General features: G+C 61.9%; 22 protein-coding genes and 1 tRNA gene. 17 read left to right on the top strand and 6 right to left on the bottom strand.

Annotated elements, in window-relative coordinates; translation table 11 throughout:
* Positions 1 to 63: 63 nt before the first annotated feature.
* Both RLEG4DRAFT_RS32250 and RLEG4DRAFT_RS32255 read right to left on the bottom strand, forming a co-directional pair.
* Positions 64 to 357, bottom strand: coding sequence for a hypothetical protein (locus RLEG4DRAFT_RS32250; protein WP_003583124.1), 294 nt, complete (start codon positions 355 to 357; stop codon positions 64 to 66).
* Positions 358 to 542: 185 nt separating this feature from the next.
* Positions 543 to 632 (bottom strand) — tRNA-Ser (locus RLEG4DRAFT_RS32255).
* 306 nt (positions 633 to 938) lie between these two features.
* On the opposite strand from RLEG4DRAFT_RS32255, the gene rplU reads away from it, so the two are divergent.
* The 4 genes from rplU to RLEG4DRAFT_RS32275 all read left to right on the top strand — a co-directional run bounded on the left by rplU (position 939) and on the right by RLEG4DRAFT_RS32275 (position 2,926).
* Entirely contained in the window at positions 939 to 1,256 is a 318-nt protein-coding gene (gene rplU, locus RLEG4DRAFT_RS32260; protein WP_003543907.1) for a 50S ribosomal protein L21, read from the top strand.
* Positions 1,257 to 1,290: 34 nt separating this feature from the next.
* The gene (gene rpmA / locus RLEG4DRAFT_RS32265) at positions 1,291 to 1,560 is read left to right on the top strand and encodes a 50S ribosomal protein L27 (RefSeq protein ID WP_003543909.1); all 270 of its coding nucleotides are present in this window, start codon (positions 1,291 to 1,293) and stop codon (positions 1,558 to 1,560) included.
* 125 nt (positions 1,561 to 1,685) lie between these two features.
* Complete coding sequence (locus RLEG4DRAFT_RS32270) at positions 1,686 to 2,342, top strand: GNAT family N-acetyltransferase (RefSeq protein WP_003583128.1); 657 nt, start codon at positions 1,686 to 1,688, stop codon at positions 2,340 to 2,342.
* The gene (locus RLEG4DRAFT_RS32275) at positions 2,339 to 2,926 is read left to right on the top strand and encodes a GNAT family N-acetyltransferase (protein WP_037094451.1); all 588 of its coding nucleotides are present in this window, start codon (positions 2,339 to 2,341) and stop codon (positions 2,924 to 2,926) included. The genes RLEG4DRAFT_RS32270 and RLEG4DRAFT_RS32275 overlap by 4 nt, the downstream gene beginning before the upstream one ends.
* A 37-nt stretch (positions 2,927 to 2,963) precedes the next feature.
* Here the strand turns inward: RLEG4DRAFT_RS32275 and RLEG4DRAFT_RS32280 are convergent, their stop codons facing one another.
* Positions 2,964 to 3,830, bottom strand: coding sequence for an endonuclease/exonuclease/phosphatase family protein (locus tag RLEG4DRAFT_RS32280; protein WP_003583132.1), 867 nt, complete (start codon positions 3,828 to 3,830; stop codon positions 2,964 to 2,966).
* Positions 3,831 to 3,914: 84 nt separating this feature from the next.
* Here RLEG4DRAFT_RS32280 and obgE point away from each other — a divergent pair, with 84 nt between their 5' ends.
* The 7 genes from obgE (at position 3,915) to modC (ending at position 11,398) form a co-directional block, all read left to right on the top strand.
* Positions 3,915 to 4,997, top strand: coding sequence for a GTPase ObgE (obgE, locus tag RLEG4DRAFT_RS32285; RefSeq protein ID WP_003583134.1), 1,083 nt, complete (start codon positions 3,915 to 3,917; stop codon positions 4,995 to 4,997).
* Complete coding sequence (gene proB / locus RLEG4DRAFT_RS32290) at positions 4,984 to 6,153, top strand: glutamate 5-kinase (protein WP_003583135.1); 1,170 nt, start codon at positions 4,984 to 4,986, stop codon at positions 6,151 to 6,153. Before obgE ends, proB begins: the two co-directional genes overlap by 14 nt.
* Positions 6,146 to 7,429 (top strand): glutamate-5-semialdehyde dehydrogenase, encoded by a 1,284-nt coding sequence (locus tag RLEG4DRAFT_RS32295; RefSeq protein WP_003583137.1) that lies wholly within the window; start codon positions 6,146 to 6,148, stop codon positions 7,427 to 7,429. The genes proB and RLEG4DRAFT_RS32295 overlap by 8 nt, the downstream gene beginning before the upstream one ends.
* A 37-nt stretch (positions 7,430 to 7,466) precedes the next feature.
* Complete coding sequence (locus RLEG4DRAFT_RS32300) at positions 7,467 to 8,066, top strand: nicotinate-nucleotide adenylyltransferase (RefSeq protein ID WP_245278025.1); 600 nt, start codon at positions 7,467 to 7,469, stop codon at positions 8,064 to 8,066.
* A gap of 490 nt (positions 8,067 to 8,556) precedes the next feature.
* Positions 8,557 to 9,348, top strand: coding sequence for a molybdate ABC transporter substrate-binding protein (gene modA / locus RLEG4DRAFT_RS32305; RefSeq protein WP_003583141.1), 792 nt, complete (start codon positions 8,557 to 8,559; stop codon positions 9,346 to 9,348).
* Positions 9,349 to 9,632: 284 nt separating this feature from the next.
* A complete protein-coding gene (gene modB / locus RLEG4DRAFT_RS32310) occupies positions 9,633 to 10,334 on the top strand; it encodes a molybdate ABC transporter permease subunit (protein WP_003583144.1) in 702 nt (233 codons plus the stop codon).
* Positions 10,331 to 11,398: a molybdenum ABC transporter ATP-binding protein gene (gene modC, locus RLEG4DRAFT_RS32315; protein WP_003583146.1), complete on the top strand. Its 1,068-nt coding sequence runs from the start codon at positions 10,331 to 10,333 to the stop codon at positions 11,396 to 11,398. The genes modB and modC overlap by 4 nt, the downstream gene beginning before the upstream one ends.
* Before the next feature lie 14 nt (positions 11,399 to 11,412).
* On the opposite strand, the gene RLEG4DRAFT_RS32320 is transcribed toward modC, so the two are convergent.
* Positions 11,413 to 11,772, bottom strand: coding sequence for a winged helix-turn-helix domain-containing protein (locus RLEG4DRAFT_RS32320; RefSeq protein WP_003583148.1), 360 nt, complete (start codon positions 11,770 to 11,772; stop codon positions 11,413 to 11,415).
* Between the two features lie 209 nt (positions 11,773 to 11,981).
* Here RLEG4DRAFT_RS32320 and rsfS point away from each other — a divergent pair, with 209 nt between their 5' ends.
* From rsfS to RLEG4DRAFT_RS32350, 6 genes are all read left to right on the top strand, one after another.
* Positions 11,982 to 12,425, top strand: coding sequence for a ribosome silencing factor (gene rsfS / locus RLEG4DRAFT_RS32325; protein WP_037094457.1), 444 nt, complete (start codon positions 11,982 to 11,984; stop codon positions 12,423 to 12,425).
* A gap of 115 nt (positions 12,426 to 12,540) precedes the next feature.
* A complete protein-coding gene (rlmH, locus tag RLEG4DRAFT_RS32330) occupies positions 12,541 to 13,023 on the top strand; it encodes a 23S rRNA (pseudouridine(1915)-N(3))-methyltransferase RlmH (RefSeq protein ID WP_003583151.1) in 483 nt (160 codons plus the stop codon).
* 187 nt (positions 13,024 to 13,210) lie between these two features.
* Complete coding sequence (locus RLEG4DRAFT_RS32335) at positions 13,211 to 14,611, top strand: murein hydrolase activator EnvC family protein (protein WP_003583153.1); 1,401 nt, start codon at positions 13,211 to 13,213, stop codon at positions 14,609 to 14,611.
* A complete protein-coding gene (locus tag RLEG4DRAFT_RS32340; RefSeq protein WP_003543943.1) occupies positions 14,601 to 15,923 on the top strand; it encodes a S41 family peptidase in 1,323 nt (440 codons plus the stop codon). Before RLEG4DRAFT_RS32335 ends, RLEG4DRAFT_RS32340 begins: the two co-directional genes overlap by 11 nt.
* Positions 15,924 to 16,000: 77 nt before the next feature.
* Complete coding sequence (locus RLEG4DRAFT_RS32345) at positions 16,001 to 17,197, top strand: divergent polysaccharide deacetylase family protein (RefSeq protein WP_003583155.1); 1,197 nt, start codon at positions 16,001 to 16,003, stop codon at positions 17,195 to 17,197.
* Between the two features lie 24 nt (positions 17,198 to 17,221).
* Positions 17,222 to 17,755, top strand: coding sequence for an RNA pyrophosphohydrolase (locus tag RLEG4DRAFT_RS32350; protein WP_003583158.1), 534 nt, complete (start codon positions 17,222 to 17,224; stop codon positions 17,753 to 17,755).
* 87 nt (positions 17,756 to 17,842) lie between these two features.
* On the opposite strand, the gene bfr is transcribed toward RLEG4DRAFT_RS32350, so the two are convergent.
* Both bfr and RLEG4DRAFT_RS32360 read right to left on the bottom strand, forming a co-directional pair.
* On the bottom strand, positions 17,843 to 18,328 hold the full coding sequence (gene bfr, locus RLEG4DRAFT_RS32355) for a bacterioferritin (protein WP_003567651.1): 486 nt from the start codon (positions 18,326 to 18,328) through the stop codon (positions 17,843 to 17,845).
* Positions 18,294 to 18,692 carry a (2Fe-2S)-binding protein gene (locus tag RLEG4DRAFT_RS32360; protein ID WP_003583160.1) on the bottom strand — a complete coding sequence of 133 codons (399 nt, stop codon included), beginning with the start codon at positions 18,690 to 18,692 and terminating at the stop codon, positions 18,294 to 18,296. Before RLEG4DRAFT_RS32360 ends, bfr begins: the two co-directional genes overlap by 35 nt.
* Positions 18,693 to 18,746 lie beyond the last annotated feature (54 nt).

An 18,746-nucleotide genomic window follows, 5' to 3' on the forward strand; every position in this document is an offset into this window, starting at 1 on the left:
CCGAGCTTCGGACGAGTTGGATAAGCTGGTGACCGGCGGGCCCTTTCGCCGCCGTTATGGCCCTCAATTGTAACCAGGCTTGAGGATCCCCAGCAGAAGTAGAGTGATTGGGATCAAATTGGCAGTGCTAACCACGACGAAAACAGGCCAAGCTATCAAGAACTTCTCTTTCGGCTTTGCCGTGAAGCGATCATCGTCGTCGAATTCCGAAATTTTGGGGCCGAAATCTTCGCTAAAATCGAAGCCGTTTTTGCAATAGAAAATGATCGACCTGATATACCAATACCAGCTCCAAGCACACATGCCTCCTACCAGGCAGAAGGGCACCCACAGCCAGTAGCGGTCTTCACCAGCCATATAATATTCCCTCACAGACTAACTGAACCCGGGAGGGGTTAAGCCGTCCCACAACGTCGCCATCTTTGACCACCTTATGCACCGGCAGATAGGTGTTCTTCTCCATCCACTCCCGGACGAGAGCGAGGTATCGTGCGTTAGGGTAGAGAATTTTGCTTGCCGACAAAAGCTTATGGCTGAGGAAATGGCGGAGAGGGTGGGATTTGAACCCACGATACCCTTGCAGGTATGCCGCATTTCGAGTGCGGTGCATTCGACCACTCTGCCACCTCTCCGCGGTCTGGTCGGCGCTTGTTCGGCGCGGGCGTTCTCATAACGAGCATACGACGGGTTGGCAAGCCGAAAAGTCGAAGCATTCCATCCTTTTGCCTTGACACCTTTTTGTCACTCGCGTATCTCGGCTGCGCGATAGGTTTGGAGTAATCCGTACCTTGTCTGTCCCGCGCTCGCGTGGGGCATTTCACCGGCAGAAAGAGTTCGAGGCCAGCCCTCTGAAATCCCTGCTTAACATCGACTGATAAAAAGACGGCCGCCTTGCTCAAGCAGCGAGGAGAGCTGGAACGAACATGAAAGGATAAAAAATGTTCGCAGTCATCAAGACCGGCGGTAAACAGTACCGTGTGGCAGCCAACGACGTGCTGACCATCGAAAAGCTGGAAGCCACCGCTGGCGACTCCATTGAATTCACCGAAGTGCTCGTGATCGGCGAAGGCGCCGACGCTGCGATCGGTGCGCCCTTCGTAACCGGCGCCTCTGTCAAGGCAGAAGTCGTCGAACAGAACCGCGGCAAGAAGGTCATCGCCTTCAAGAAGCGCCGCCGTCAAAATTCGAAGCGTTCGCGCGGCCATCGTCAGCATCACACGGTCGTCCGTATCACGGACATCGTGGCTGCCAAGTAAGATCAACGGGACAAGGTTTTAAAGGAGAACTCCAATGGCACACAAAAAAGCTGGCGGTTCATCGCGCAACGGTCGCGATTCTCAGTCCAAGCGCCTTGGCGTGAAGAAGTTCGGCGGCGAAGCCGTCATCGCAGGCAACATCATCGTGCGTCAGCGCGGTACTGAGTGGCATCCGGGTTCCAACGTCGGCCTCGGCAAGGATCACACGATTTTTGCACTCACCGCCGGCAATGTGAACTACCGAACGAAGGCCAACGGTCGCGTCTACGTGTCTGTCATGCCGAAAGCGGAAGCAGCGGAATAAGCCGGTAGCGCTCAAAAACAGCCGGCGTCTCATCGACCCGGCTGGCCGTATCAGGTTCAGTCTAGAAAACAGGGGAGATGGGGCGCCATCTCCCCTTTTTCTTTGTCCAAACAGGAGGACTGAACATGCAAGGCGAATTGTTAAGGGTAGACCAATCACGGTCGCCCAGGGAAGACCGGGTGTCTTCCGAAGAACGGCTGAGGCCGGAGCGGTTAAGGACCGATTGCCCTGTCTTGTTATCGGAAAGGCTCGTGATGCGCGCGCCCCACGAAGAAGACATCGACGCCCTTGCCCATCTCGCCAACAACGCCAAAGTCGCCACCATGGTATCGCGTATGCCGCACCCTTATACCGCCGATGATGCTGCTGACTTCGTGCGTCGCACGAAAAATGGCGAGATTGGCAAGTGCGTCTATGCAATCACCAAGGCCGAAAACGGCGCCTTTATCGGCTGCTGCGGTGTCGAGCCGCATACAGACGGCAGGACCGTCGAGATCGGTTATTGGCTGGGCGAGCCCTATTGGAACAAGGGCTATACGACCGAGGCCTGCCATGCCCTGGTCGATATGGTGTTCAGGACCCGCCAGGACGTCGACCAGATCGACGCCCGCTGCCGGGTGATGAACGTCGCCTCGCGCCGCGTCATCCAGAAGTGCGGCTTCCAGTTCCAGGGATCGGGGCTTGCCGCGTCGCTGGCGCTTGGCAGCAACGTACCGGTGGAATGGTACAGGCTCGACCGCAAGACCTGGATGTCGCTGCGAAGCTGGGGGAACATCGCATGAGCACGACGGCACTGCAAAGGCCTGAGGTCAAGCCGATGATGCCCGGCCCCACGCCGGTTATCTCGACTGCCCGGCTGACGCTTCGCCCGCACAGGCTGAGCGATGCGCCTGCGATCGCGGAATCGCTGTCCGATTTCGCAGTCACGCGCATGCTGTCCCGCGTGCCTTCGCCGTTCGACCGGCAGGATGCGCTGGACTGGCTGATCCCGGTCACCTCGGGCACCCTGCCGGACTGGCCGCTGGCGATCACCGGTCAGGACGATGTCCATATCGGCAACGTCTCGATCGAGCTGCGCCACGGCCGCTGGCACCTCGGCTACTGGCTGAACCGCTATTACTGGCGGCGCGGCTATATGAGCGAGGCGGTGGCGGCGATCATCGAGCGCTTCTCGCGCCGCATGCCGGAGACGCCTGTTCATTCCGGCGTCTTTGCCGACAATCCGGCGTCGCTGCGGCTGCAGGAGAAGCTCGGTTTCCGCATGACGGGTTGCGGCGAAATCTATTGTTTCGCCCGCAACACCATGGTCTCGCACATCGAAACCGTGTTGCAGCCGGGCATGCTGCAGCCGCGGAAAGTCGCATAGCCAAAAAGGAGACGCCGCCACAGCGGCGGCGTCTCCGTCAATCGCCGATCTCGACCCGCACGGGGAAATGATCGGAGCCGACGGATTGCGTGTCGATCCGGGCGGATTTCAACCGGCTCACGAGGCCGCAACTGACGAAGCAATAATCGAGATGCATGCGTTTGCCGTGATCTTCCGGATCCATCCAGCTGTAGCTCTCCGGCCAATAGGCTTCGAGCGCCGCAAAGGCGTCGATCGGCGTGCCGATCCGGTCGATCCGGCCGTAATATCCGCCGCCGGCACCGGCAAGCGCGCAATATTCCGGCGATTCCGGCTCCATGTTGAAATCGCCCATGATGATATAATCCTCCGGCAGCGGCGGCTCCGGCAGATCGAATTCACCAGCCCCCGTCAGCGAGCCGCCCTCCTGAACGAAGGCATTGATATGCGCGTTCAAAACCTGCAGCTGGCGGATGCGCTCGTCGGCCGAGACATGGTCGAGATGGACGGAGTAGACGCGGATCGCTCCCCCGGGTATGGCGATGACCGCCTCGGTCGCACCACGCTGCAGGTTGATCTTGCCGATCGTCCGGCTGCGCGGCAAAAGCAGCGTCCGGGTCGAGGCGATCGGCCAGCGCGACAGCACCATATTGCCGAACTGGAAGCGGGTGCCCGGCGCCGGCGCAAGCCCGCCTTCACCAGCCTCGACATGCATGTCGCAGGCCGGCCCATAGACCCAGAAATAGTCGGGAAACAGGGCGGCAATATCGGCCGCCATATCGGCAAAACCGTTGCGCGAGAAGCCGCGGGTCACCTCCTGCAGCGCGATGACATCGGCGCCTTCGAGGCTGCGGGCAATGCGCTTGAGATCGTATCTGCCGTCGAGACCGAAGCCGTACTGTATGTTATAGCTCGCAAAATTCACGATAATCTTTGACCTCCGTCGGAACCGCCTATATCGAATGGGCCAAGACGGGCCGTCCAACCGCCACCGGATACTGGAAGTAAAATGAAATTTCTCGACGAAGCAAAGGTCTATATCCGATCCGGAGACGGCGGCGGGGGCAGCGTTTCCTTCCGGCGCGAGAAATTCATAGAATTCGGCGGCCCCGACGGCGGTGATGGCGGACGCGGCGGCGACGTCTGGGTCGAAACCGTCAACGGTCTCAACACGCTGATCGATTTCCGTTATCAGCAGCACTTCAAGGCGACGACCGGCACCCACGGCATGGGCAGGAACCGCACCGGCGCCAATGGCGGCGACGTGACGCTCAAGGTGCCTGTCGGAACCCAGATCTTCGAGGAAGACCGGGAAACGCTGATCTGCGATCTCACCGTCGAAGGCCAGCGTTACTGCCTCGCCCATGGCGGCAATGGCGGTTTCGGCAACGCTCATTTCAAGACCTCGACCAACCAGGCGCCGGATTGGGCCAATCCCGGCCTGCCCGGCGAGGAAAAGACCCTCTGGCTGCGCCTGAAGCTGATTGCCGATGCCGGCCTCGTCGGCCTGCCGAATGCCGGCAAGTCGACCTTCCTGGCGTCCGTCACCCGCGCCCGGCCGAAGATCGCCAACTACCCCTTCACCACGCTGCATCCCAATCTCGGTGTCGCCACCATCGACGAACGCGAATTCATCCTTGCCGACATTCCGGGCCTGATCGAAGGCGCCCATGAAGGTGTCGGCATCGGCGACCGTTTCCTCGGACATGTCGAGCGCACCCGCGTGCTGCTGCACCTCGTCTCTGCCCAGGAAGAAAAGGTCGGCAAGGCCTACAAGACGGTGAAACACGAACTCGAAGCCTATGGCAACGATCTGACCGACAAGCCGGAGATCGTGGCGCTGTCGCAGATCGACGTGCTCGACGAAGCCGAGTTGAAGAAGAAGACCAAGGAATTGGCCAAGGCCTGCGGCAAGACGCCATTCCAGATTTCCGCCGTTACCGGCAGGGGCATGACCGAGGTGCTGCGCGCGCTGCGAGACGTCATCGTCGAGGAAAATGCCGAGGAGAAGCCGGCCAGGGTGCCGAAGCTGCGGCACCGCGACATGGTCGCCACCGATGAGGGTGAGGACGAGGCCGATGACCAGCCGTAAGCCGCTTGGCCGCTATCGCCGCATCGTCATCAAAATCGGCTCGGCCCTGCTGGTCGACCGCAAGGCCGGGCTGAAAAAGGCCTGGCTCGACGCCATGTGCGCCGATATTGCAGCCCTAAAGGCCAAGGGCATCGACGTACTCGTCGTTTCCTCCGGCGCAATCGCGCTCGGCCGCTCGGTGCTCGACCTGCCCGCCGGTGCGCTGAAGCTGGAGGAAAGCCAGGCAGCGGCCGCCGTCGGCCAGATCGCCCTGGCGCGCGCCTGGTCGGAAAGCCTGTCGCGCGACGAGATCGTCGCCGGCCAGATCCTGCTGACGCTTGGCGATACCGAGGAGCGCCGCCGTTATCTCAATGCGCGCGCCACCATCAATCAGCTTTTGAAGATCGGCGCCGTGCCGATCATCAACGAGAACGACACGGTCGCCACCAGCGAAATCCGCTATGGCGACAACGACCGCCTGGCCGCCCGCGTCGCGACGATGACCGGCGCCGACCTGCTCATCCTTCTTTCCGACATCGACGGCCTCTACACCGCGCCGCCGCATCTTGACCCGAACGCCGCCTTCCTGGAGACGATTTCCGCAATCACCCCGGAGATCGAGGCGATGGCCGGGGGTGCGGCTTCCGAGCTTTCGCGCGGCGGCATGCGCACCAAGATCGATGCCGGCAAGATCGCCACGACATCCGGCTGCGCCATGATCATCGCCTCCGGCAAAACCGACAGCCCGCTCTCGGCGATCGAAAACGGCGCCCGTTCCTCCTGGTTTGCGCCGTCGGGCACACCGGTGACCGCCCGCAAGACCTGGATTGCCGGCCAGCTGCAGCCGGCCGGAGAACTGCATGTCGATGACGGCGCCGTCACGGCCCTCGGCGCCGGCAAGAGCCTGCTTCCCGCCGGCGTGCGCAGCGTTTCCGGCCTCTTCAGCCGCGGCGATACGGTGGCGATCGTCGGCCCGGCCGGCCGAGAGATCGCCCGCGGGCTTGTCAGTTACGACGCCGAGGATGCCCGCCGCATTGCCGGCCGCAAGTCGGCCGAGATCGAGGCGATCCTCGGTTATGCCGGCCGTGCCGCGATGGTCCATCGCGACGACATGGTGATGACCGCGCAGATCGGTTCGAAATCGGAAAGGCAGAAGAAGGACGCGAGTTATGCTTGATACCGTTGCGCCGAGCCCTGACATTGACGTGCTGATGAACGACATCGGCCGCAAGGCAAAGGCATCCGCACGACCGCTGAGCTTCGCGTCCACCGAGGCGAAGAACAAGGCGCTGAATGCCATGGCCGATGCGATCCTGGCCAACAAGGCTGAGATCCTTGCCGAGAATGCCAAGGATTTGCAGGACATCGAAGGCACCGAGATGCTCGCCTCCTTCGTCGACCGGCTGACGCTGAACGACAAACGTATCGCCGAAATGGCTGAGGGAATCCGCGCCATTGCCGCCCTGGCCGATCCGGTCGGCGAAGTCATCGCCGCCTGGGACCGGCCGAACGGGCTGAAGATCGAGCGCGTTCGCACGCCGCTCGGCGTCATCGGCGTCGTCTTCGAAAGCCGCCCGAATGTCACGGCCGATGCCGGCGCCCTCTGCCTCAAGGCCGGCAACGCGGTCATCCTGCGCTGCGGCTCGGATTCGCGCCGTTCATCGCAGGCTATCCATGCCTGCCTTGTCGAGGGCCTGAAGGCGGCGGGACTTCCGGAGCATGCTATCCAGCTCGTCCCGGTTACCGACCGCGCCGCCGTCGGCGCCATGCTGCGCGGCCTGGACGGGGCGATCGACGTCATCGTGCCGCGCGGCGGCAAGAGCCTGGTCGCCCGCGTGCAGAGCGAGGCCCGTGTGCCGGTTTTTGCCCATCTCGAAGGCCTCTGCCATATCTATGTCGACGGCTCGGCCGATATCGAGATGGCGAAGCAGATCGTCGTCAATGCCAAGATGCGCCGTACCGGCATCTGCGGTGCGGCCGAAACCCTGCTCGTCGACGGTGCCGCGATCGGCACGCATCTGACGCCGCTGCTCGAAGTTCTCACGGAAGCCGGCTGCGAGGTCCGCGCCTCGCCAACGGTGCTGAAGGTCGCCCCCGGCATGAAGCCGGCGACCGAGGAGGACTGGTCGACCGAATATCTCGATGCGATCATTTCGGTTGCCGTCGTCGACGGCATATCGGGCGCGATCGCCCATATCCAGACCTATTCCTCGAACCATACCGAGGCTGTGATCGCCGAGGATCCCGCTGTCGTCGCGCGCTTCTTCACCGAAGTCGATTCGGCGATCCTGCTGCACAATGCCTCGACGCAGTTTGCCGACGGCGGCGAGTTCGGCATGGGTGCGGAAATCGGCATTGCCACCGGCAAGATGCATGCCCGCGGCCCGGTCGGTGTGGAACAGCTGACCTCGTTCAAATATCGGGTGCACGGCGCCGGACAGACGCGGCCCTGACGTGACGGCGGAGAGTTTGGACCGGCATTACCTCCGCATGCCGCACAGCGAGCGCGGCATGGTCGTCGGTCTGTTCGGCGGCTCGTTCAATCCGCCGCACCAGGGCCATGCGCTCGTCGCCGAGATCGCCATCAAGCGGCTCGGCCTCGACCAGCTCTGGTGGATGGTCACCCCCGGCAACCCGCTGAAGAGCCGCAACCAGCTGGCGCCGCTAGCCGAGCGCATTGCCGAAAGCGAGCGTGTCGCCGCCGATCCGCGCGTCAAGGTCACCGCCTTCGAACAGTCGCTCGGCGTCAGCTACACCGCCAATACGCTCGCCCGGGTCAAGGCCCGCAATCCGCATGTGCATTTCATCTGGATCATGGGCGCCGACAGCCTGCAGACTTTTCACAAATGGCAGAAATGGCAGGAAATCGCCCGTACCTTCCCGATCGCCGTGATCGACCGGCCGGGCGCGACGCTCTCCTACCTCTCCTCGAAACTGACGCGGACCTTCGATTTCGCCCGTGTCGATGAGGACGACGCCCGCATTCTCTGGAAGAAACCGGCCCCGGCCTGGACCTTCATCCACGGGCCGCGCTCCGGCTTGAGCTCGACGGCAATCCGCAACGGCTCGTCGCACGGCGAAGATCAATAGATTTCAAGGAAGTTCAAAAACGAGAAAGCCCGACGGGGGAGGAGATCCGTCGGGCTTATAAACTCGATCGACAACTGGGAGGAGGAGTGTTGCCGATCCTGTCGAGCGGCTATGGGAGGAGGAGATCGCCGCTTCGATGCTTATGTTCTATCATATTCCGCACGAAGGTGAATATCGATTGTTGCATTGCAGCAATGCATGGGATGCAGTTCTACATCGGAGCCACGCTTCGGCCGTGCCGTTTTTATCGGCATGAATCAATCGGCTATGGTCTGCCGGCGGACATTCTATGATTTGCGGGCCTTTCGCTGAGTGTTTCCTCCTATTTAATCTCACATTGCCTCCAAGCCATGCGCTGCAAGAACGCATGAGCCATTGAGTTGTCGCGAAGCAGATGATCCCCGCGGTTATATTTTCCTGGATATATCCCCTAGCCAAGCCGCATCGCCCGTTATATTCGTCGCAATATTTCGAACCCTGGGGAGTAGTCATGCAGAACCGCCGCCAATGGATAAAACTGGCAACCGCCGCGATATCGGCTCTCTGGCTTGGCGCAGCAGCGCTTCCAGCGCCTGCCGCCGCGGCCGAAAAGCTTACCGTCTTTGCGGCGGCGAGCCTCAAGGATGCGCTCGATGCCGCCAATGCCGCCTGGGCCAAGGAGAGCGGCAAGGAAGCCGTCGCCTCCTATGCGGCGAGCGGGGCGCTGGCCAAGCAGATCGAAAATGCCGCACCTGCAGATCTCTTCATCTCGGCCGACCGCGACTGGATGGATTACGTCGCCAAGAAGAACCTGATCAAGGCCGACACGCGTTCGGACCTGCTTGGAAACCGGATCGTGCTCGTTGCCGAAAAGAACAAGGCCAAGCCGGTCGAGATCAAGCAGGATTTCGATCTCGCCGGGCTTTTGGGTGACGGCAAGCTTGCCATGGGTGAACCGAAATCGGTTCCGGCCGGCAAATACGGCATGGCTGCGCTGGAAAAACTCGGCGTCTGGAAATCGGTGGAAACCAAGGTCGCCGGCGCCGAAAGCGTCCGCGCCGCCCTTGCCCTCGTCTCCCGCGGCGAAGCGCCCTATGGCATCGTCTACCAGACGGATGCCGCAGCCGATAAGGGTGTCGCCGTCGTCGGCACCTTCCCGGCCGATTCCCATCCGCCGATTATCTACCCGGTCGCAATTCTGGCCGAAAGCAAGAACCCGGATGCCGCAGCCTATCTCGACTTCCTGAAATCCGACAAGGCAGCCGCCTTTTTCACGGCGCAGGGTTTTACCATCCTCAAGTGATCGAGGGCGAGATGATTGCGGAATCAACGACGACCGCTTAGCGTGAAGGCTCGCTGGGGGGAGCTACAGAGAGTACTCTGGTTCGTGCCGATGGCTGCCCCTCACCCTAACCCTCTCCCCGTAAACGGGGCGAGGGGACGTGCCCTGCGAGAGGTGGGCGAGGGACGGAGGCGTCGCGACACATCCCCTTCGCCCCGTTTACGGGGAGAAGGTGCCGGCAGGCGGATGAGGGGCTGGTCTCGGCTCGCCTCAGCGTGCCTTAGATTTCACGGAGACCACCGCATTTGACGATATTGGGCCTGAGCGATGAGGAATGGACGGCGATCCTGCTCAGCCTGCGCGTCTCGATCGTCGCCATGCTGGCGAGCCTGCCTTTCGGCATTCTCGTCGCTCTGCTGCTGGCCCGCGGCCGCTTCTGGGGCAAGTCGGTGCTGAACGGCATCGTTCATCTGCCGCTGATCCTGCCCCCCGTCGTCACCGGTTTTCTTCTCCTCATCCTGTTCGGCCGCCGCGGCCCGATCGGCAGCCTGCTCGATCAGTATTTCGGCATCGTCTTCTCCTTCCGCTGGACGGGTGCAGCACTCGCCTGTGCGGTCATGGCCTTTCCGCTGATGGTGCGCAGCATTCGCCTGTCGATCGAGGCGGTCGATCGCAAGCTGGAGGAGGCGGCCGGAACGCTCGGCGCCGGCCCCGCCTGGGTCTTTTTGACGATCACCCTGCCGCTGACCTTGCCCGGCATCATCACCGGCATGATCCTCTCCTTCGCCAAGGCGATGGGTGAATTCGGCGCGACGATCACCTTCGTCTCCAACATCCCGGGCGAAACCCAGACGCTTTCGGCCGCGATCTACACTTTCACCCAGGTGCCGGGCGGCGATGCCGGCGCGTTGCGCCTGACGCTCGTCGCCGTCGTCATTTCCATGGCGGCATTGCTTGCCTCCGAATTCCTCGCCCGTCTCGCCGGCCAGAGGATCGATCCGGAATGACGCTGATCGTCGAGGCAAAACAGCGGCTCGGCGCCTTTTCGCTCGACGCCGCCTTCACCTCCGAGCGCGGCGTCACCGCGCTGTTCGGCCGCTCCGGCTCCGGCAAGACCTCGCTGATCCGCATCATCGCCGGCCTCGCCCGCCCGGACGAGGGTCGTGTTGTGCTTGACGGCGAAGCCTTGACCGAAACCAAAACCGGTCTCTTCGTCCCGAAACATCGCCGCCGCTTCGGTTATATCTTCCAGGAGGCCCGGCTGTTCCCGCATTTCAGCGTCCGCGCTAATCTTTCCTACGGCCGCTGGTTCGCACCGAAGGCCGCACGCGGCGAGAGCTTCGATCGCATCGTCGACCTGCTCGGCATCGAGCCGCTGCTGGAGCGCAGCCCCGCAAAACTTTCCGGCGGCGAGAAGCAGCGTGTTGCGATCGGCCGCGCGCTTCTTTCCGCTCCCCGCCTGCTGTTGATGGACGAGCCGCTCGCCGCCCTCGACGAGGCGCGCAAGGCCGAGATCCTCCCCTTTCTCGAGCGATTGCGGGACGAGACGGAAATCCCGATCGTCTATGTCAGCCATTCGATCTCCGAGGTGGCGCGGCTGGCAAACCAGGTGGTCGTCATGCGCGACGGCAAGGTGGAAGCAACAGGCCTCGCCGTCGACATATTGAGCCGTCCCTCCGCCGCTGCCGACCGGCGCGAGGCGGGCGCGCTGCTGGAAGGCACGGTCGAAAGCTTCGATGCGCGTCACCACCTGTCGACCATCGCGCTGAAATCCGGTCAGCTGCATATTCCGACTGCGGCTCTTGCGCCTGGCCGCCCGGTCCGCATCCGAATCCCGTCGCGCGACGTCATGCTGGCGACAGCAAGGCCCGAGGGCTTGAGCGCGCTGAACATTCTCGAAGGAAGGATCGAAGCGATATCGTCGGACGAGGACGGAACGGTCGAAATCCGCATCGATTGCGGCGGCGATGCCATTCTCTCGCGCATTACCGCGCTCTCCTGCGAACGGCTCGATCTTCGGCCCGGGAAAACCGTCTTCGCCATCATCAAGACGGTTGCTCTGGAGGCCTGATACGCACCTTCGCACTAAAGGTTGCGCTTGCCCTCGAGCCAGGCGAGATCTTCGGCAAGGCTGGTGCGCATGGTCTTTTCCATCCGGCGGAAAAGCTCGAGCAATTCCTCGCCGAACGGCGTCAGCGCCGCGCCGCCGCCCTTCTGCCCGCCGCGCTGCGATTCCACCACCTGGTCTGAGAACATCCGGTTCATCTCGCTAACCAGCAGCCACGCGCGGCGATAGGACATGTCCATCGCCCGCCCCGCCGCCGAGATCGATCCGGTGGCGCGAATATGCTCCAGCAGCTCCATCTTGCCACGACCGAGACGATCCTCGTCCGGGAAACTGATTCGCAGGACGGGCACGAGAGTTTTTGCGGCTGGATCGGTCATCGAATCGAGAAATCGTGGAATTTGCCGCACTTTACGCCGCGGCACGGAAACTGTACACCGCCCGCTTGAGCAGCCCGCGCGGCAATATTCTTCAATTCGGACGCCAGATCGGATTTTTGGCCAATCTGTATCTTAGCACGTCTTGAAACATTAATGGTTTGATGCCTATCTTAACCATGATCCGGTCTCGATTGGATCTCGTGTTGTGCATGGTTTGTCATTCCAGGAAAGGGAATAAACTGACAACAGTACACGCCAAGGGAAAAACGCTTGCCGTTATCCCGAAGAGTGCGGAACGTGGCGCCGATGCCGCCGCCCGCGCCCTAGAAACCGTCCTCGCCAGCCTCGAGGACTCCAAAGCTGAAGATATCGTCACCATCGACATTGCCGGAAAATCGGCGCTGGGAGACTACATGATCGTCGTCTCCGGCCGCTCGAACAGGCATGTCATGGCAATCTCGGATCATCTGCTCACCGACCTTAAGGACGACGGCCTCGGCACGGCCCGCGTCGAAGGTCAGGAAGGCGGCGATTGGGTGCTGATCGACACCGGTGACATTATCGTGCACGTGTTCCGTCCCGAAATCCGCGAGTTCTACAACATCGAAAAGATGTGGGCCGCTCCGGATATGGATGAAGAAACACGGCACTGACAGGCGGCCGGCATCTGTCCGGCGTCTGAACTGTGGTATTGGCTGGCCGGAAACGTTGGAAACCGGCCGGTGGCGCCTCGTGCGCCCGATGTGCCGCATCAGCAGGAGCGGATGAATGCGAGTTGGTCTTTTTGCGGTGGGACGGCTGAAGTCCGGCCCCGAAAAGGATCTTGCGGCCCGTTATTTCGATCGTTTCGCCAAGGCCGGCCCTGCCGTCGGCCTCGAATTTACCCGTGTTGCCGAAGTTGCCGAAAGCCGCGCCTCCAATGCGGAAACCCGCAAGCGCGAGGAAGCGGCACTGCTGTTGAAATCGCTTGCCGATGGCAGCATCCTCATTCTTCTTGATGAACGCGGCAAGGCGCTCGACAGCGAAGCTTTCGCTGGTCTGCTTGGCTCCTATCGTGACCAGGGCAAACGCGAGCTGACCATTGCCATCGGCGGCGCCGACGGGCTCGATCCTTCCCTCTATGACCGTGCCGACGCCACGCTTTGCCTGGGAAAGATGACCTGGCCGCATCAGCTCGTCCGCACACTGATCGCCGAACAGCTTTATCGCGCCGTCACCATCCTGTCCGGCCACCCCTATCACCGCGTCTGATGCCGCGTCGGGGCCATCAGTCGGTCTCATGAGTCGAATGCGTCGCATTGTCACGCAGCCGTGTTGACCCGCCGGTCCATTCTCCTGCGAACTTTCTGGCAAAGCGTGCCAAATCAGCTTAGGCTCCGCGCGATTTGAAAGAGTGCCCAGACCCCGCATGACGAGAGAAGCAACCAGGCGACACCGCATGATCCTGCCGGCTATCGCGGCCGGTGTCGGTGTGGCGGTGATTGCCGTATCGGCAAATCCCTTCATCGTCCGGGCACAGGATGGCGAACCTCAGGCAGCACAATCCGCACCGCAGCCGGCAGCCGAGCCGGCGCCGCCCGATCCGGCCGCAGAACTCGCTGCCAAACGCGACCAGACCCGCGCCGAACTCGAAACTCTGTCGAAATCCATCAACCTCTCCACCGACAAGGTGAGCGCGCTTCAACAGAGCATCGCCGACCTGGAAAAGAGCACGCAAAGCATCCGTCAGGCCCTGATCGAGTCGGCCGCCCGCCGCAAGACGCTCGACAAGCAGATCCTCGAAAGCGAGAAGAAGCTTGCCGATCTCGGCGTCAAGCAGGATGGCATCCGCCGTTCCCTGCACGAGCGCCGCGGTCTTCTGGCCGAGGTGCTGGCAGCCCTCCAGCGCATGGGCCGCAATCCGCCGCCCGCTTTATTGGTCACTCCTGATGACGCGCTCGCCTCGGTGCGCAGCGCCATCCTGCTCGGCGCCGTCGTGCCCGGCATCCGCAAGGAGACCGACAAGCTTGCCGCAGACCTTGCCAGCCTCGCCGCCCTGCAGACCGCAAGTGCTGCCGAGAAGGCCGGCCTGACGGCGACGATGACGAATGGTATCGAGGAAGAGCGGCGCATGGATCTGCTGCTCGCCGAAAACGACAAGCTCAGCCGCAGCAATGCCGCTGATCTCACGGCCGAGAAAAAGCGCTCGGAGGAACTGGCCGGCAAGGCAACCAGCCTTGAAGGCCTCGTCGCCTCGATGGAATCCGAGATCGCCTCGGTGCGGGACGCGGCCGCGGCCGCCCGCCAGGCGGAGGAGAACCGCAAGCTGATGACGGACGAGCAGCGCGCCCAGGCCAAGGCGCTGGCCGACAGCGGCGTGCCCGATAAAAACCGCATTGCGCCCGCATATCCCTTCGGAGAATTGAAGGCGAAATTGGAGGTGCCCGTTGCGGGCGATATCCTGCGCCAGTTCGGCGATGCCGACGGCACCGGGCACGAGGCGATGGGCATGACGATCGCCACCAATCCGGAGACGGTGGTGACGGCGCCTGCCGACGGCCTGGTGGTTTTCGCCGGCGCTTTCCGCAGTTACGGCCAGATGATCATCCTCGATACCGGCGATGGCTACCACCTGGTTCTCTCGGGAATGGATACGATCAATACCCGTCAGGGAAAATTCGTTTTCTCCGGCGAACCGCTCGCCGTGATGGGCGCGAAAAGAGTGGCAAGCGCAACTGCATTGGCGCTGGAAACGGACCGGCCAACGCTTTACATTGAATTTCGAAAGGACGGTAAACCGGTCGATTCCCGACCGTGGTGGACCGCCAAAGACACTGGAAAGGCACGCAATGATTCGTAGGGCTTCTCTTGTTCTGGTCGGCGCATTGATGGGTGCGACCGCCATGAGCGTCATTTACTCGGCGGGTGTGCCGGCAGAAGCGGCCGGATCCTCGACCTACAAGGAACTCTCGGTGTTCGGCGATGTCTTCGAGCGTGTGCGCGCCCAGTACGTGACGCCGCCGGCCGAAGACAAGCTGATCGAGAACGCCATCAACGGCATGCTGTCCTCGCTCGACCCTCATTCGAGCTACATGAATGCGAAGGACGCCGAGGATATGCGCACCCAGACCAAGGGTGAGTTCGGCGGCCTCGGCATCGAAGTCACGATGGAAGACGAACTCGTCAAGGTCATCACCCCGATCGACGATACGCCCGCCGCCAAGGCCGGCGTTCTCGCCGGCGACTATATCTCCGAGATCGACGGCCAGTCCGTGCGCGGCCTGAAGCTGGAAGACGCGGTCGAGAAGATGCGCGGCGCCGTCAACACGCCGATCAAGCTGACGCTGATCCGCAAGGGCGCCGACAAGCCGATCGAGCTGACGATCGTCCGTGACGTCGTCGCGGTCCAGGCCGTCAAGTCGCGTGTCGAGGACGATGTCGGTTATCTCCGCATCATCTCTTTCACCGAGAAGACCTATCCCGACATGGAAAAGGCGATCAAGAAGATCAAGGACACCGTTCCGGCCGACAAGCTGAAGGGTTATGTTCTCGACCTGCGCCTCAATCCGGGTGGTCTGCTCGACCAGGCGATCAACGTCTCCGATGCCCTGTTGCAGCGCGGCGAGGTCGTTTCGACCCGCGGCCGCAATCCCGATGAAACCCGCCGCTTCAATGCGGGTCCTGGCGACTTGACGGATGGCAAGCCGGTGATCGTGCTGATCAACGGCGGTTCGGCTTCCGCATCGGAAATCGTCGCCGGCGCTCTTCAGGATCTGCGTCGTGCCACCGTTCTCGGCACGCGCTCCTTCGGCAAGGGCTCGGTCCAGACGATCATCCCGCTCGGCGAAAACGGCGCGCTGCGCCTGACCACGGCGCTCTACTACACGCCGTCGGGCCGCTCGATCCAGGGCACCGGCATTACCCCCGACATCAAGGTCGAGGAGCCGCTGCCGGAGGAACTGCAGGGCAAGATGGTGACCGAAGGCGAATCCAGCCTGCGCGGCCATATCAAGGGCCAAAGCGAGACCGACGAAGGTTCAGGCTCCGTTGCCTATGTCCCGCCGGATCCGAAGGACGACGTTCAGCTGAACTACGCGCTCGATCTGCTGCGCGGCAAGAAGACCGATCCGGCCTTCCCGCCAAACCCTGACAAGGCCGTCGTCGCCAAGTAATGCATCACCTCAAGGCCGGGCACCACGCCCGGCCTTGACCCTTTCTGCTGTTTCCCGGTTTTGGAGCGGGCGAAAAATTGGGAACGGACCTGCATGCGCCTTTGGGCCGCAACCGCAAAACCGGCATTCGGCGGCCGGGTGTTCTGCGCCTTGGGCGCATCGCCGCCAGTCTTTGCCTTTTTGCAATAGGCGGCTTTTCCCTCTATACGGCGTTTCGCGGCGATGGGCTCGAACGGAGCAAGCCGCCGGCTGCCGAACAAGGTGCCACGCCGCCCTCGAACACCCCTTCGCCGCCGACGACCGCCGCCAACCAGCCGGCCGACGGCATGCCCCGCGCCGAACCGCGCTCGGGCGCCAATGTCGAACAGATGGTCACCGGCGACGGCTCGGTCGTCACCAAATTCAGTCCCCGCCCGCGCGATGGCGGCGGGCCGGTGCTGGTCGATGCCATGCAGGTCGGCCAGGATCCTCGGATGGCGGCCCAGCCGAACGAAGCATTGCTCGAAGACACCGCTTTCGGCAGACTTCCGATCGTCGGCCCCGATGGCCGCCGCCCGATGGATCAATATGCCCGCCCCTCGTCCGGCGCACGCGGTGTGCGCATCGCCATCGTCGTCAGCGGCCTCGGGCTCAGCCAGACCGGAACGCAGCGCGCCATCGCTGAATTGCCGGAGGAAATCACCCTCGCCTTTGCCGCAAGCGGCAACAGCCTGCAGCGCTGGATGCAGGAGGCCCGCCGCGGCGGCCACGAGATTCTGTTGCAGGTCCCGCTCGAGCCATTTGATTACCCGGCGAATGATCCCGGCCCGGAAACGCTGTTGACCACGAAACCGGTCGCCCGTAACATCGAAAACCTGCACAAGGCCATGGGCGAGATCACCAACTATACCGGCGTGATGAATTATCTCGGCGGCCGTTTCCTGTCCGATTCCACCGCCATGGAACCTGTCATGCGCGATATCGGCAAGCGCGGCCTGCTGTTCCTGGACGACGGCACTTCGGCGCAGTCAAAGACGGCTGATGTCGCCAAGGGAACCGAACTTCCCTATGCCTTTGCCGACCTCCAGCTCGACGGCCAGGTCGATATCAACGCCGTCATGAAGAAGCTTGACGAACTTGAGCGCATCGCCCGCAAGAACGGCCAGGCGATCGGCGTCGCCTCGGCTTTTGATGAGAGCGTCGACGCCATCGCCAAGTGGAGCGAGGAGGCTGCGATGCGCGGCATCGAGATCGTCGGCGTCGCCGCCCTTTCCAACGATCCCAACAATCCTTGAGAATATCCCTGAACGGAGAAGACGATGAGCCAGGCGACCGTAAAAGCCGAGGATCTGCCCTACCGCCCCTGCGTCGGCGTGATGATCCTCAACCGCGATGGCCTGGTCTGGGCCGGGCGGCGCATTCCCGACGGCAATTCGGAATATGATGGCTCGCCGCAGCTCTGGCAGATGCCGCAGGGGGGCATCGACAAGGGCGAGGATCCGTTGGACGCCGCCTATCGCGAGCTTTACGAGGAGACCGGCATCCGAACGGTGACGCTGCTTGCCGAAGCGAGAGACTGGATCAATTACGATCTGCCGCCGGCGCTGATCGGCATCGGACTGAAGGGAAAATTCCGCGGCCAGACGCAACGCTGGTTCGCCTTCCGCTTCGAGGGTGACGACAGCGAGATCGCCATCAACCCGCCGCCCGGCGGCCATGAGCCGGAATTCGACGCCTGGGAATGGAAGCCGATGCGGGAACTGCCGGGCCTGATCGTCCCGTTCAAACGCGGCGTCTACGACCAGGTGGTCGCCGAATTCGAGCACCTGGCGGCACTGCAATCGGAAGACTGATCGAAACGGGATGATCCGGCTGGTTTGCACCTGATAATGTCAGATGCGGAATACCGGCCGCCACGGCGGCCGGTTTCTCGGTCGATCTTATTCCGCTTCGTTGGCGGAATCGGCGTTGAGCTGGCCGTATTTGCTCTCGCCGATTTTCCCGAGCAGCTCGAGCTGCGTTTCGAGGAAGTCGATATGACCTTCCTCATCCATCAGCAGCTCTTCGAAAAGCTTCATGGAAACGTAATCGCCGGCTTCGTGACAGATATCGCGTGACTTCTTGTAGGCCGCGCGGGCGTCGTATTCGCCGGCGAGATCGGCTTCCAGCACTTCCTTGACATTCTGGCCGATGCGCAGAGGTGCAAGGGTCTGCAGGTTGGGATGGCCTTCGAGGAAAATGATACGTGCGACCAGCCGGTCGGCATGGTGCATTTCTTCAATGGACTCGGCACGCTCCTTCTTGGCGAGCTTGGTGTAGCCCCAGTCCTCCAGAAGACGATAATGAACCCAATATTGATTGACCGCCCCGAGCTCGAGGAACAACGCCTCGTTAAGCCGCTCGATGACTTTTTTGTCGCCTTTCAATGTCCGCTCTCCTGTTTTCCTCATGGAATTGTTTCAAGCGTGACATGAAATCAAATATCTCGGTATCCGTCGAGTGGCGACGGGCGTGATATTCCTCGGTCGTCTGGATAATGATGTCGACGACGTTGGGGAAACAGCCGCAGCAACGGCCGCGTTTTTCCATGGCGTGATAGACCTTCGCCGGCACGATAAGCTGCCAACAGTCTTCATCGAGAAGGTTGGTGATAACCTCCCGGATTTCCTTGTCGGTTATATAATTGCAGCTGCAGACAAGCACGTCTTCATTCCAAACATGACACTGACTATCGTGTTTTCTGCTAAAGAAGATGGTGACTGTCAAGAAAAAATTCGAGACCCACATCATTGGACACGATGTCCGAATGACAATCCAATGCATGCCTTCCGAGATTATCCAGTG

The organism is Rhizobium leguminosarum bv. trifolii WSM2297 (assembly GCF_000271845.1).

What these genes read in the sequence shown, in the direction of transcription:
- modA (WP_003583141.1), top strand. Translation starts at nt 8,557, where the DNA reads ATGCAGAACCGCCGCCAATGGATAAAACTGGCAACCGCCGCGATATCG.
- RLEG4DRAFT_RS32320 (WP_003583148.1), bottom strand. Translation starts at nt 11,772, where the DNA reads ATGACCGATCCAGCCGCAAAAACTCTCGTGCCCGTCCTGCGAATCAGT.
- rpmA (WP_003543909.1), top strand. Translation starts at nt 1,291, where the DNA reads ATGGCACACAAAAAAGCTGGCGGTTCATCGCGCAACGGTCGCGATTCT.
- rplU (WP_003543907.1), top strand. Translation starts at nt 939, where the DNA reads ATGTTCGCAGTCATCAAGACCGGCGGTAAACAGTACCGTGTGGCAGCC.
- RLEG4DRAFT_RS32335 (WP_003583153.1), top strand. Translation starts at nt 13,211, where the DNA reads ATGATCCTGCCGGCTATCGCGGCCGGTGTCGGTGTGGCGGTGATTGCC.
- RLEG4DRAFT_RS32270 (WP_003583128.1), top strand. Translation starts at nt 1,686, where the DNA reads ATGCAAGGCGAATTGTTAAGGGTAGACCAATCACGGTCGCCCAGGGAA.
- rsfS (WP_037094457.1), top strand. Translation starts at nt 11,982, where the DNA reads ATGGTTTGTCATTCCAGGAAAGGGAATAAACTGACAACAGTACACGCC.
- RLEG4DRAFT_RS32340 (WP_003543943.1), top strand. Translation starts at nt 14,601, where the DNA reads ATGATTCGTAGGGCTTCTCTTGTTCTGGTCGGCGCATTGATGGGTGCG.
- RLEG4DRAFT_RS32275 (WP_037094451.1), top strand. Translation starts at nt 2,339, where the DNA reads ATGAGCACGACGGCACTGCAAAGGCCTGAGGTCAAGCCGATGATGCCC.
- RLEG4DRAFT_RS32360 (WP_003583160.1), bottom strand. Translation starts at nt 18,692, where the DNA reads ATGATGTGGGTCTCGAATTTTTTCTTGACAGTCACCATCTTCTTTAGC.
- RLEG4DRAFT_RS32350 (WP_003583158.1), top strand. Translation starts at nt 17,222, where the DNA reads ATGAGCCAGGCGACCGTAAAAGCCGAGGATCTGCCCTACCGCCCCTGC.
- obgE (WP_003583134.1), top strand. Translation starts at nt 3,915, where the DNA reads ATGAAATTTCTCGACGAAGCAAAGGTCTATATCCGATCCGGAGACGGC.
- modC (WP_003583146.1), top strand. Translation starts at nt 10,331, where the DNA reads ATGACGCTGATCGTCGAGGCAAAACAGCGGCTCGGCGCCTTTTCGCTC.
- rlmH (WP_003583151.1), top strand. Translation starts at nt 12,541, where the DNA reads ATGCGAGTTGGTCTTTTTGCGGTGGGACGGCTGAAGTCCGGCCCCGAA.
- proB (WP_003583135.1), top strand. Translation starts at nt 4,984, where the DNA reads ATGACCAGCCGTAAGCCGCTTGGCCGCTATCGCCGCATCGTCATCAAA.
- RLEG4DRAFT_RS32300 (WP_245278025.1), top strand. Translation starts at nt 7,467, where the DNA reads ATGCCGCACAGCGAGCGCGGCATGGTCGTCGGTCTGTTCGGCGGCTCG.
- RLEG4DRAFT_RS32295 (WP_003583137.1), top strand. Translation starts at nt 6,146, where the DNA reads ATGCTTGATACCGTTGCGCCGAGCCCTGACATTGACGTGCTGATGAAC.
- RLEG4DRAFT_RS32250 (WP_003583124.1), bottom strand. Translation starts at nt 357, where the DNA reads ATGGCTGGTGAAGACCGCTACTGGCTGTGGGTGCCCTTCTGCCTGGTA.